The 13193-nt window shown below is 72.2% G+C and carries 8 protein-coding genes; 6 read left to right on the top strand and 2 right to left on the bottom strand.

Annotated elements, in window-relative coordinates; translation table 11 throughout:
• The first annotated feature begins 181 nt into the window (after window positions 1-181).
• The 3 genes from AB8O64_RS04310 (at window position 182) to AB8O64_RS04300 (ending at window position 4627) form a co-directional block, all read left to right on the top strand.
• Window positions 182-2914, top strand: coding sequence for a LuxR C-terminal-related transcriptional regulator (locus AB8O64_RS04310; RefSeq protein WP_370417936.1), 2733 nt, complete (start codon window positions 182-184; stop codon window positions 2912-2914).
• A 127-nt stretch (window positions 2915-3041) separates the two neighbouring features.
• Window positions 3042-3239 (top strand): hypothetical protein, encoded by a 198-nt coding sequence (locus AB8O64_RS04305; protein ID WP_370417935.1) that lies wholly within the window; start codon window positions 3042-3044, stop codon window positions 3237-3239.
• A 38-nt stretch (window positions 3240-3277) separates the two neighbouring features.
• Window positions 3278-4627, top strand: a complete 1350-nt coding sequence (locus AB8O64_RS04300) for a hypothetical protein (protein WP_370417934.1) — start codon at window positions 3278-3280, stop codon at window positions 4625-4627.
• Here the strand turns inward: AB8O64_RS04300 and AB8O64_RS04295 are convergent.
• Window positions 4624-6570 carry a hypothetical protein gene (locus AB8O64_RS04295; protein WP_370417933.1) on the bottom strand — a complete coding sequence of 649 codons (1947 nt, stop codon included), beginning with the start codon at window positions 6568-6570 and terminating at the stop codon, window positions 4624-4626. The genes AB8O64_RS04300 and AB8O64_RS04295 overlap by 4 nt on opposite strands.
• Window positions 6571-6684: 114 nt before the next feature.
• Here AB8O64_RS04295 and AB8O64_RS04290 point away from each other — a divergent pair, with 114 nt between their 5' ends.
• Both AB8O64_RS04290 and AB8O64_RS04285 read left to right on the top strand, forming a co-directional pair.
• On the top strand, window positions 6685-7026 hold the full coding sequence (locus tag AB8O64_RS04290; RefSeq protein ID WP_370417932.1) for a hypothetical protein: 342 nt from the start codon (window positions 6685-6687) through the stop codon (window positions 7024-7026).
• A gap of 56 nt (window positions 7027-7082) precedes the next feature.
• Window positions 7083-10142: a CHAT domain-containing protein gene (locus AB8O64_RS04285; protein ID WP_370417931.1), complete on the top strand. Its 3060-nt coding sequence runs from the start codon at window positions 7083-7085 to the stop codon at window positions 10140-10142.
• Here AB8O64_RS04285 and AB8O64_RS04280 read toward each other — a convergent pair.
• Window positions 10117-11841, bottom strand: a complete 1725-nt coding sequence (locus AB8O64_RS04280; protein ID WP_370417930.1) for a protein kinase — start codon at window positions 11839-11841, stop codon at window positions 10117-10119. The genes AB8O64_RS04285 and AB8O64_RS04280 overlap by 26 nt on opposite strands.
• A gap of 182 nt (window positions 11842-12023) precedes the next feature.
• Between AB8O64_RS04280 and AB8O64_RS04275 the strand changes: the two genes are divergently transcribed.
• Complete coding sequence (locus AB8O64_RS04275; protein WP_370417929.1) at window positions 12024-13172, top strand: FHA domain-containing protein; 1149 nt, start codon at window positions 12024-12026, stop codon at window positions 13170-13172.
• The last annotated feature ends 21 nt before the right edge of the window (window positions 13173-13193 follow it).

Here is a 13193-nt window from a genome sequence, read left to right as displayed (position 1 = left end):
ACCGCCGCGCGGCCGCCCCGCCCGCCGCGCAGCGCCGTCCCGCGTGGCAGCCGCCGGGAGGAGCAGGCACCATGGGAGTCGCGGGTTCGGAGCACGGCCCGGCACACGACGCGGCAAGCGCGCCCCGGCGGGGAGAGGCCCCGGCGTCGGCGCCCGAGACCCGCTCCCAGGTGGTGGTTGGATGCCCACGTCCGGATTCCCCGCTGTCACGGAAGAAGGCAAGGGATCCCACGGCGGCCGTGCTCCCGGCCGGCGTCCGGTCGGCACCGCCACCGAAGCAGCACTGGCCTGGTCCGGTGACCCACTGCTGACCTCGAAGGTCTCGGTGCCCGCACTCCCCGGGGCATGCGTCCCCCGACAGCGTCTACTGACCCGCCTCAGCGGCGGTGTCAACGGGCCGCTGACCCTGATCAGCGGCCCGGCGGGCGCCGGAAAGACGACTCTCGCCGTCTCCTGGGCCCACCTCGCCACGCCCCCGGGGCCCGTCGCGTGGTTGACCCTCGACACCGACGACAACGCCCCGGGCATCTTCTGGTCCTACGTCCTCGAAGCCTTCCGGCGTGCGCTTCCCTCGCTGCCCGCCACCATAGGAACACCCACCAGCCCCGACAGCATCGGCCGCTCCCTGCTCGTCCGGCTCGCCTCCGCCGTGGAACACCTGCCCCACCCCGTGGTGCTCGTGCTCGACGACATGGCCAAGGCGCCCGGCCGGGAGGTGGCGAAGGGGCTGGGTTTCCTCCTCGAACACGCGGGCCCGCAGCTCCGCCTCGTCCTGATCAGCCGGATGGACCCACGGCTCCCGCTCCACCGCTACCGCGCGGAGGGCCGGCTGACCGAAATCCGGAGTGCCGACCTGACGTTCACCTCGGACGAAGCGGCGACTCTGCTGCGACAGCACGATCCGGCCACGACGGACAGCACCGTCCGCACCCTCACGGGCCGCACCGAGGGCTGGGCCGCCGGATTGCGACTGTGCGCCCTGGCCATGCGGAAGTCCGACGACCCGGACGGCTTCGCCCGGTCGTTCGCCGCCTCCGAACACGCCGTGGCCGACTACCTGCTCGCCGAGGTTCTCGAGGCCCAGCCCGCCGCCACCCGGGAACTGCTCCTGCGCACCAGCATCCTGGACCAGGTGCACCCCGAGCTGGCGAACGCGCTGACGGGGTGGCAGGACGCCGAAGAGATCCTGACCCGGCTCGTCCGCGAGGGTGCCTTCGTGGAACCGGTCGCGGACACCCGCTGGTGCCGCTTCCGTCCCCTGTTCGCCCAGGTGCTCCGGGCACATCTGCGCAACCGACGACCCGGTCTCGCACCGCGGCTCCACGGCCGTGCCGCGCGCTGGCTCGCCGATGCCGGCCGTCCGGCCGAAGCCCTCGGACACGCGACGGCGGCCGGCGACTGGAGTTACGGAGCCGCCGAAGCCGTCCGCAACCTGATGGTCGGGCCCCTGCTCGCCGGCCCCGGCGAGGACCGTCTCCCGGTGCTCTTCTCCCGTATGCCCGACGACACCCCCGGCGTCGAGCCCGCCCTCGTCGCGGGAGCCTGCCGCCTGGCCCGTCGCGACCCCGACGGCTGCCGCGAGCGGCTCACGGCAGCCGAGCGGTTCATGAACAGCGGGAGCACACCGCCCGGCCCCGAGGCCGGGCTGACCTATGCCCTCCTGAAGCTGCTCTGCGAGTCGTGCGACCCGGAGCGCGGCGTCACCCCGGGGTCGGCGGCCGAGGCAATGGCCCGGAACGCCGAGGACCTGGCGGCGCGAGTGGCACGATGGCGCATCGAGGAGCATCCGGAGCTCACGGCCCTGCGGCTGCACGGGCTGGCCTGCGCGCTCCTGCGGTCCGGTCGCCTCGACGATGCCCGCCGTGCCTTCACCGACGCCGTCGAGGCCTGTGCGGACGACGCCACCCACCTCGTGCTCCACGCGTCCTTCGGCAAGCTCGCCCTGACCGAGAGCGCCGTAGGAGCCCTGACGGCAGCGGAAGACCACGCCGTGCGGTCCCTCGCGGTGGCCGACCGGCACGGTATGTCTCCCGCCCGCCGTTCAGGAGCCGGTCACCTGGCACTGGCCGCCCTCGCGTTCGAACGCGATGACCCCCGGGCCGCCCGTCACCACCTCGAACGGGCCATGGCGTGCCCCGACACCCACGACGACCCGGTCATGGTCGCGGAGAGCGCCGTCCTGCGCTCCCGCCTCGAACTGACGCAGGGGCGGTGGGAAGCCGCCCTGACGACCCTCGCCGAACCCGGGCAGCCCCCCATGGCATGGCCGGCCGAGCGCCTCGCCGTCGCCCGCTCCCACGCGGTCCTGGCCCACGGAGACCACGAGGCCGCTGTCGCCGCCCTGCACGGCGGCGACAGCGACGGACCGGCCCTCACCGTCGCCCTGGCCCACGCCCACCTCGCGGCCGGACGCATCGACCGCGCCCTGCGGCTCCTGGCGCACGCCGACCGCTCACACCGGTCGAACCTGGTCGACCACGTCCGTATCCGACTGCTGCGGGCCCGTATCGCGATGCTGGGCGACGATCCCCACGCCGCCCACGCCCCGCTGGCGCAAGCACTGGACGCGGCCCGCCCCGAACAGCTGCGCCGCCCCTTCACCGAAGCCGGGCCGTGGCTGCGGCACCTGCTCGAGCGGGCCGACGGCGAAGACGGGTCCCGCCTCTCCCGCTCCTGGCTCAGCCCCCGGCGACCGGACGGCCCGCACACCCCCGCCTTCGTCGAGCCGCTCAGCGGACGCGAGCGGGAGGTGCTCTCCTGCGTCGCGCGGATGCTGTCCACCAACGAAATCGCCGACGAACTCCACCTGTCCGTCAACACCGTCAAGACACACCTGCGGAGCGTCTACCGAAAACTCTGCGTCTCCCGTCGTCGCGAGGCCGTCGAGCTCGGCAAGGAGCTGCACATCCTGTGACCGGTCGGCCGGCTCCGCCGTGCGCCGCCCGAGGCCGACTCACCCGCGTAGGGGGATGCCCCCCACCCCGCGCGGCGCACAGCATGACGGAGGAAGAGTCCCCGGAGCAGGCAGGACCGGTGCGGGCATGCGCTACGAATTCCGTGTCACCGGCCGTGTTTCCACGCCGTTGGCCGACACCTTTCCCGAGCTCGACAGGGCGTCCGTCCCACGACAGACGCTGTTCTTCGGCACGGTGACCGACGAGGCCCATCTGTACGGGCTCCTCGTCCGCTTCCAGGACCTGGGGCTGCACGTCGAAGAGATGCGCCGCCTTCCGGACTGACCGGTCGCTTCCGTGATCTCGCAAGAACGGAGGAAACCATGGACCCGTCCGACGCCTCCGCCCCCCAAGGCCGCGGCCGCTCCGGGGCCGAACAACCCCTGAGCGCCGCCGAACGCGAGGAATACGAACGTCTACGGAGTACCGCCCACGCCCGCCACCGCCGTACGCGTTACGCGGGAGCCTCCGTCCTGCTGGTGCTGGCCTTCGTCCTTTCCCCGCTGGCCGTCGTGGCCACCTGGGTGAACGCCGAAGTCTCCGATACCGGCAGGTACGTACAGACCGTCGCACCGATCGCCACCGATCCCCCCGTGCAGAATCTGGTGACCGACCGGCTGACCGACCGGGTGGTGGGCAACGTCGACGTCAAGAGCATCACGGACGCCCTCGGCGGAGCTCTCGCCAAGGCCGGTGCCCCGCCCGGGGTGGTGGACAAGACGCCCCTGCTCACCGGACCGCTGCAGAACGCGCTCGACTCGGCCGTCCACGATGTGGTGGCCGGGGCGGTGAAGAGCGACCAGTTCGCACAGGCCTGGGACGGCGCGAACCGGCGCGCCCACGCCGCCGTGGTGAAGACCCTCACCGGAGAGGGGAACAGCGCCGTCGAGGCCAAGGGGGACACGATCGTCCTGGACATGGGGACCGTCATCGACAACGTCAAGGAACGGCTGGTGGACGCGGGCTACGAGAAGGCCGCGGACATCCCCGACGTCGACAAGACGGTCCCGCTGCTGAAGACCGACAAGCTCGACAACGCCCAGGACGCCATGCGCCTGCTCAACGTCGTCGGCACCTGGCTGCCCGTCACCGTGGTCGTCCTCGCCGCCCTCGGCATCTGGGCCGCGCCCTCGCACCGGGTGGCCCTGATGGCCACGGGCCTCGGCGTCGGCGTCACGATGGTCGTGCTGCTCGTCGGTCTCGCCGTCATGCGGCGGGTCTACCTGGATTCCGTACCCTCCGACGTCCTGCCACCGGACGCGGCGGCCCCCATCTACGACACGCTCATACGCTTCCTGCGGGCGAGCACCCTCACGGTCCTCGTCATCGCGGTGATCACCGTGCTGGCGGGCTATCTGTACGGTCCCGGACGCGGTGCCCGCGTCTTCCGCTCGGTTGCGGCCCGGGCCACCGGCGCCACGGGCCGGGCCCTGGCCCACTCCGGTGCGCGCACCGGCAGCACCGGACACTGGCTGGACACCCACCGTGGCTGGACCACCGGCATCGTCATCGCCGGCGGCGGGCTGGCCCTGATCCTGTGGAACTACCCCACCCCCGCCTCCGTGGCGCTGGTCCTCGGCATCGTGGTCGCCGTACTGATACTCCTCGGCGTCCTCGCCGCGGCCTCCGGCGACACCGCGACGGGCGATCGTCGCACGCGGTCCTCGCCCTAGACGGGTGAGGCGTACGGACCCCGGCTCGGACACGCCGGAACAACATCGGGGGAGACGACAGGAGGAGAGAGAACATGAACGCCTACGTGTATCTGGCCTACGACTACCCGGTCCTGGGCGCTTTCTGGACCGCAGTATGGATCTTCATGTGGGTCCTGTGGGTCCTCCTGCTCTTCCGGGTCATCGCAGACGTATTCCGCGACGACTCCCTCGGCGGATGGGCCAAGGCAGGGTGGCTCGTCCTCGTGATCGGACTGCCTTTCCTCGGCGTCTTCGTCTATGTGATCGCCAGAGGCAAGAACATGGGCCGACGCGAGCGGGACCATGCGCGGGCACAGCAGCAGGCAGTCGACGACTACATTCGCGAGACGGTCGGCAGCCCGGACCACACCAGCGATGTGGAAGCCCTCGCGAAGCTCGACGCCGTTGTCACGGCACTCGACGTACTCGCGGCCGTCCTCGTCCGTGCCCTGCTCGAAGTCGATACGGCCTGCGTAGGCGTACGACGCCTCTCGTGTCCGGTCCAGGTACTGGGTGCGGGCCCGGCGGTAGCGACACGCGTCCAGCGCGTTCTGGTAGAGCTCGCGGACGGCGAGGTCGCGGTCCTTGTAGAGCTGGATTCCCATGAGGAGGTCGCGGACGCGGCGCTCGTCGAGGCGGAAGGCGGCCCAGCCGGTGAAGGCGCCCTCCGAGGGCATCACCTCGTCGGCGGAGAGACGGGCGGGCAACCGCGGCATCGGCTGGGTGACGCGCTCGTGGGCGGTGCGGCGAACGGCTGCCAGGAGTTCGTCCGCGTGGGCCGTGTACTCGCGCAACCCCTCGATCACGGCCTCGTGCCGGCACTCCGCCCTGAGGACCGGCAGATCGTGGGAACCGCCCCATCCGGAGGAGTCCAGGGTCTGCCGCAGCTGTGCCAGGTCGACCGGGAAGGGGATCCCGACGTGCTCCACCACGATCCGCGGCAGTGCCGTGATCCCGCGGCTCATGCCGTGGGCCAGCGCGAGCAGGAGGCCGATGCGCTGATCCCGGATCCGCTGCTGTCCACCGCGGCGGATCCGGGCCGAGTCGTCCGCCGGGAGGGAATCGAGGTATTCGCGGTCACATACGCCGGGCCCGCGGCGCGGCCCGTGCAACAAGCGGCAGACGCGTCGTGGGTCGAGCGTCTCGCCGAGGGCTTCGGCGGACGGCCCGATGGCCCGCAGGAGCTGCTGGACGACGACGGGATCGGAGAACTCCTCCCGCTGCGCGAGCCAGCGGTGGAAGAGCCACCAGCCGATGGGCTCCGCCGCTTCGGGGCGCCGGCGTCCGCGCTCGACCAGGAGGTCGTGTCCCTCGGAGAACACCTCGAACGCGGTCCGCAGCGGAGGCGCCCCGGTGATCCGGCCGAGCCGGCCCGGTTCGACGACCGGTGCGAGCGAGGCCGTCAGACGGAGGCACTGCACACGATGGAGGAAGGGCATGAGCACCAGCAGGGCCGCCTCGGCCGGGTAGAGGTCCAGCGGCCGCCCGGGGTCGGGCTCGCCGAGCAGCCACTCCACGGCTTCGGCGAAGCACGGCACGAAGCCGTCGTCCCGCCAGGGGTCGGCAGTCGTCCCCGACTCCGCCGCCTCGCGCCACCGCGCCAGCGTGGCGACGGCCTCGGCGACGTGCTGCCGGAAGAAGTCGGCGTTGCGCCCGGCCGGGACGTGCTGCCACACGGTGGAGTCCGTGGCCGACTCGACCCACGGGCCGGCCGGGGCCGGGGCCAGGCCGTCGGGACAGCCGTGGAAGTTGACGGTTCCCGCTTGGATCAGGGCGCCCACCGTGGAACCCCACACCCCGTTGCACGTCCCGTCCTGCCGCATCCGCCCCCCTCGCACCGCCGCGACGGTGGCCCAGTGGAGGAGCCCGGCGTCCCCGGGCGGTGCGGATCGGCCGAGAACGGAGCCGCCGGTGATCGACACGGATCCCGCCTCAACTCCCCTGAAGATCCCGAACATTCGTGCCGCTGCCAACCAAGCCCCCTCGTCCTACGATGGCTTCGGATCGACCGGACCGTCAGAAGCGGGGGCTCGCCTGTGGACATCAGAGTCAGCATTCCCGACGCGGAGGACCCGGAGCCGCTGTTGTCGTTCCACAGCTGGCTGATGGACGACCGCGACATCCGCGGGCAGGCCCGGATCACCCTGGTCGAGGCACCGGCCCGGCCGGGCGACATGACCCCCGACATCGCGCTGATCAGCCTGCTGGTCTCGTCCGGCTTCAACCTCGCCGGACTGGGCATGGCGATCGTCAACTGGCGGGCCGCACGCAAGTCTCCGCCGCCCGTACGGGTCGAGATCAACGGTGTCCGCATCCTCGTCGACGACTCCGGCTGGACCATCCGGGAGGACGACACCCCGGGCGACGGGCCGGGCTGACACGGCGACCGGCCGCAGGGCACGACATGCGCGCGGATCCCGCACACTCACGTGCGGTGCTCATCGGGACCCACCACTTCGAGCACTTGGAGGACCTGCCCTCCGTCGCCGACAACCTGGACCGGCTGCTGCGCCTGCTGACCGATCCGGACGTCTGGGGACTGGCGCCGGAACACTGCGTCGTCCTGCGGCAGCCCACGAGCGCCGCGGAGGTCGCGGACGCGGTGGAGGCCGCTGCCGCGGAGGCCACCGACACACTGCTCGTCTACTTCGCCGGTCACGGCCTGACCGCACCGAGGACCATGGAACTGGGCCTCGCCCTCGTCGGATCCAGGGCCAACGCGCCCCACACCACGCTGCCCTTCGAATGGATCCGCCAGGCCGTGCTGGACGCCGAGGCACCCCGCAAGGTCGTCGTCCTCGACTGCTGCTACAGCGGGCGCGCACTGACCGGCGGCATGGCCGGCGTCACCGAGCTCGTGCAGGACGCCGAGATCGAGGGCACCTACATCCTGGTGGCCGCAGCGGAGACGAAGAAGGCGCTGGCACCGGTGGGCGAGCGGTACACCGCCTTCACCGGCGAGCTCATCGCCGTGCTCGAGACCGGTGTCGCGGGGGAGCCCGAGTACCTCAGCATGTCGGTCATCCATACCCAGGTGCACACCGCCCTGGCGCGGAAGGGCCGCCCGATCCCGCAGCAGCGCAACAGGAACGCGGGCGCCCTGATCGCGTTCGCACGCAACCAGGCCCATCTGCCGGCCGGGGCGGATCCACCGGTGGAGCCGCCCGAGGACACGGCACGGCTGAAGTCCCTCGCCGGGCTCGCGGACGCCCTGCGCCTCGAAGCGCAGTCGACCGGTTCCCCCGCCGCGCTCGACGACGCGATCGCACTCTGCCGCCAGGCCGTCGCCGGGTCACGTCCCGACTCCGCCGACCACGCCGTGTACCTGGCCGGCCTGGGGGACGCCCTGCGGCTCAAGTCGGAGACGGCAGGCGACCGGGAGGCGCTGCTGGAGTCCGTGACGGTGCTCCGGGACGCCGTCACCGCGGCACCGGAGGGCAGCCCGCACCGGGCGATCTGCCTGACGGCCCTCGGCAACGCCCTGCGCCTGAGAGCACATGCCACGGGCGACAGCGGCGCACTCTCCGAAGCCGTGGAGAACCTGCGGGCGGCGGTCGAGGCGAGCGGACCGAAGCCGCTCGACCAGGCGGCCTCCCTGCTCAGCCTGGGCGGCACGCTGTGGGGTGCCGCCCAGACCGACGGCGGGTCCACGGCACTCGACGGCGCGTTGGCCGCCTGGGAGCGCGCGTCGCGCATCGAGCAGGCACCGGCCCGTCTCCGCATCGAGGCGGCCGGCCGCTCCGGCCGCGCCGCGATCGAGTGCGGGGAGATCGCGCGGGGTGACGCCGGGCTGACCCTTGCCGTCAGCCTCCTGCCGGAACTGGCCTCCTGGCACATCGACCTGATCGACCGCGAACGGCTGCTCTCCGACTTCCTGGGCCTGGCCTCGGACGCCGCGGCGTGCAAGCTCATGCTCGACGAGCCGACCGCCGCGCTGCACATCCTCGAACGCGGCCGAGGGGTGCTGTTCAGCAAACTCCTCGAACTGCGCCCCGACCTCGGCGCGCTCAGGTCCACCGCCCCGGAACTCGCCACGGAATTCGAGGAACTGGCCCGTGACCTCTCCGTCGACTGGCTGACCCTCGGCGAGGAACCGCCACCCCCGCGCCTTGGCAGACCGCCGGCCGCCGAGGGGGAAGCCGCCGACTCACGGCACCGGGCCGCCCTGCGCCTCGAAGAGCTGATCGCCCGCATCCGTACGCTTCCCGGGCTCGGGGAATTCCTGCGGCCGCTGCCGGCCGACCGGCTCATCGAGGTGGGAGCCGAGGTGGGAAGGGACGCCCCGGTCGTCATCGTGAACGTCAGCCGGTACCGGTCCGACGCCCTCGTCCTCACCGCGGGCGGCCTCCGCGTCGTCCCCCTGCCCGACCTGGAGGCCCAGGCGGTCCACGACCGCGTGCACCACTTCCTCGGCGCGGTACGGATACCGGGCGGCCGGGACGCCGGGTTCGAGAGCCGGGTCGCGCGGCAGCGGACCGTCCTCCACACGCTCGAGTGGCTGTGGGACGCCATGGCCGAGCCCGTCCTGCGCGAACTGGGCCACGACCGTGCGCCCCGCGAAGGCGAACCCTGGCCACGTCTCCACTGGTGCCCGACCGGACTTCTCTCCCTGCTGCCGCTCCACGCCGCCGGCCACCACGGACCGGCGGCCGCCGGCGAACCGTCGAGGACCGTCATGGACCGCGTCGTGTCGTCCTACACGACGACGGTGCGTGACCTCCTCCTCGGCGCCGAGCGGACGACCGCACCCGACGGTCCGTCCGGCCGGGCCCCGGATCCGCTCGTCGTCCTGCCGAACGCCCCCGGAGCACCGGCCCTGCCGTGCGCCGAGCGGGAAGCACGGTTCCTCATGGCCCACTTCCCCGAGGCCCGTCTGCTCTCCGGCCGACAGGCCACCTGGGCCGCCGTCCGCCGCGCTCTCCCCACGCACCGCTGGGCGCACTTCGCCGGTCACGCGACGAGCGACCTCGACCACCCGCTGAACAGCGGCCTGCTCCTCACGGACCGCATGGTCGGTGTCCGTGACATCTGCCGGACGCCCTTGGACGCGGTCCGTCTCGTGGTCCTCTCGGGCTGTGGCACCAGCCAGACCGGTACGGAGCTGGCGGACGAAGCCATCCATATCGCCTCGGCGTTCCAGACCGCCGGGGCCCGGCACGTCATCGGGACGCTGTGGCCCATCGTCGACGACATCGCCGAGAGATTCGCGACGTTGTTCTACACCAGCCTCGCCTCCGGCACCACGGACCCGGCGTTCGCCCTTCATGTGGCGACCCGCGAACTCCGCGACGCGCACCCGGCCATGCCCGTGTTGTGGGCGTCGCTCACCCACCTCGGACCCTCACGCGCCACGGTCGGCGAATCGCTGACGGCGACCGTCCCGGACGACGGCGGGAGAGCGCACGATCAGGGGTCGACGCTCATCGGGCGTGGCCCCCTGCGGGGCGATCAGGTCTCCGGTGCCGTCATCAGCCGGGATACCTCCAGAGGGTGAGCAGCGTGTCGAACGCGGGCAGACCGTTCTGGTCGGTGATGTCCTTGATCTCGATCATCGCCAGGTTGCGCTCCCCGGTGATGGTGCACAGCACCATGCCCTGACGGAGGGTGGTGTGATCGACCAGGTCCTTCTTGGGGACGTCCGACGGCAGCACGTTGGTCTGTGCGCCGGCCAGGCACTGTTCGTACGTGGTGCCACCGCTCACCCCCGTGGCCGTGCGGAAGTGCATCGTCTGAGAGATCTCGGTCCCCCCGTTCTCGTACCGCAGTTCGGCGCTCGTCGACTTGGTGGTGTCGTTGCTGCTCTGCGGGGTGTCGAGGTCCACGAAGAGGTATCCGCTGCTCGGCGGGCGGAGCATCAACTGCCGTCCCGAGAAGACCGGGGCACCCGGCGTGCCCCCGGTGCCCGCGACCGCGCCGGCGGAAGGGCTCGCGAGGACGGCGGCGCTCGGCGAGAGGGCCGGCGACGGGCCCTGCGAGGGGCTCCGGGAGGGTGTGGTGTGCGGCGCGCTCACGCTCGACACGGGCTTCTTGTGCGCGGAAGGTGAGGTGCTGTCGCCGTCGGGCCACCAGTACAGGCCCGCGCTCAACCCGGAGACGGCGAGCAGGGCGACCGCGGCGAGCAGCGGTGTACGGCGGCGGCGTGCATCTGCCGTGGGCGTGGAGCCGGTCTCCGGGGGCGATGCCGCGCTTCCCGCGTCGGGAAGGCCGCCGGAGTGGGGCGGCAGGGTCGGGCCGTCGGGCCCGAACGCGTTCCCGGCCGGTCCGGACGCGCCCGCCGGGATGAGCGGAGTGTCGGGGAGAGCTCCGACCGCTTGCTCCCTCAGGGCCGTCTCGGCGGCGATCGGCGCGGGCAGCCAGCCGTCGAAGTCGCGGAGCTTGCGCCCGCACGCCTTCTCGCAGAGCGCTGCCAATTCCGCCGGGTCCGGCCGCCGTTCGGGGTCGCCGTCGAGACAGCGGTCCAGAAGCGGACGCAGTTCCGCTGGGTAGCGGCTCATGTCGGGCGGGTGGGAGACGGTGTTGCCGATGCGGTGCGCCAACGTGGTCGCCTGGCCCTCGCCGAAGGGGTGCTGCCCGGTGGCCGCGACGGCCGCCACCAGCCCCAGCGAGAACAGATCGGCGGCCGGGGTGAGGGGAAGCCCGGCGACCTGCTCGGGGGACATGTACTGAGGCGTGCCGACGACCCCGCCGCTGCGGGTGAGCTGCGTGGAATCGGCGGCCCGGGCGATACCGAAATCGATCACCCACGGCCCTTCGGAGCCGAGCAGGATGTTGCTGGGCTTCAGATCGCGATGGACGATCCCGGCCGCGTGGACCGCGCGCAGCGCCTCCGCCGCACAGCCCACGAGTTGCAGGACGGCCAGGGGCGGCAGCGGGCCGAAGGTGTCGATCACGGTGCTCAGCGGCAGCCCCGGAATGTAGGCGCCGGCGAGCCACGGTCTGGCGCCGGTGGTGTCGTGGTCGACGACGGGCACGACGTGGTAGCCGCGCACCTGGCGTGCGGCACGCACCTCCTGCTGGAAGCGCAGCCGGTACTCCTCCTCGTCCGCGAGCTCCCTGCGGATCACCTTGAGAGCCACCGGCTGATTCCCCCGGGTACGGGAAAGGAACACCGATCCCATGCCTCCCTCGCCGATCCGGGCCAGCAGCCGGTAACCCGCCACCTCGCGCGGGTCGTCCGTCCGTAACGGCTTCAAGTGCCCCTGCATACCCGAGATTTCGATGAGAATCCCTCCCCGGTCGTTCTGAGGGTGCGATGCTAGCGGCGGGACCCCGCCACGGTGACCGAAAACAGATGTACGACGCTCTGCGGCCCCCTGGCAGGTACGGTCCCGCCCCGCGAACACGACGACACGGCGGACGAACGGCCGGAGGGCTGATGGAGCACAACCTGCCAGGCGCGGCGGACCTGGCCGACTACCTGGTCGACCTGTCCAACGTGGTACGCGACCGGTCGCTCGGCCGACCGGGAGCCCGCTCCCTGGACCGGTTCCGGCTCGTGGTGCGGGCCCTGGTACAGCTCACCGGTGACCCCGACGTCCCCGTCTACCCCGTGGCCGACAAGAGCCTGCTCGGCGGAGCCCGCGAGTTCACCGACCCGGGGGATGTGGTGCTGCTCCGGCGCTGGGTCGCGGAGGGTCTGGTCGAGGAGGTCGACGACGCCGACCGGCGCATCCTGGAACTGATGGAAATGACCAGCGCCACCCGCACGCGGGCCGTCACCGGCGACCTTCTGACCGGCCATCGCCGCGACTTCCCCTGGATCCAGGGCAACACCGACCGGTTCCTCAAGCCGGTGGCCAGGACGTCCGGCTCGGTGCGGCTCCTCCCGCTGGACATGGGCGTCCGTACGGAAGCCGAGATCTCACGGAGCGACGAGCTCGCCGCGTTCAAGAAGCAGGGACTTCTGAAGAGCTCACAACAACCGCTGTCCGCTGTGATCAACCGGTTCTGGCGGTGTCCGGAGCGGCGCTGTTCCCTCTACGACCCCCGCAGCGGCCGTGTGTTGTTCCCCCGCATGCGACGGGGTGTCCCCACCTGCGAGGTCCACGGCCGGGCTCTGGCGGAAGCCGGCCCGCGTCCGGCCATGGCCCAGCTCAAGGCCATGGTCGGTGGCAGATGCGCGGGCCGCTACACCGTGGAGGAAGGCTCCCGGACCGGCGTCGGCCGCAACCCCGCCGGTGGTATCGCCCTGTACGACGTACTGACCCCCGACGTGGCGGCGCGCGTCAGCCGTGAGCACGTCGTCGTCTCCACCACCGACGGCATCCTCCTGGTCCGGGACGTCAGCACCTACGGCACCCGGATGCGTACCGCCGGCAGCCATGGCCGCATGGACCCGTGGAAGCGACTGCCCCCGCACGAGGACCGGCGCTTCGCACCCGGCGACGAGGTGGAACTCGCGCCCGGCGTGTTTCTCACCCGCAGCGGCCGGCGCTTCCCGGCGGAACTCGCGTCGGCCTGGCAGGACGGTGCAGCGGGCACATCGGCCCCGCCGGAGGCGTCCATGCCGACTTCACTGGCCTGAGCCACCCCGGGCGCCCGGCGC

The sequence above is a fragment of the Streptomyces sp. QH1-20 genome (assembly GCF_041283565.1).
Classification (GTDB): Bacteria; Actinomycetota; Actinomycetes; order Streptomycetales; family Streptomycetaceae; genus Streptomyces; species Streptomyces syringius.
The sequence above is the reverse complement of the archived record's forward strand: the minus strand, read 5'-3'. Positions and strand labels throughout refer to the sequence as shown.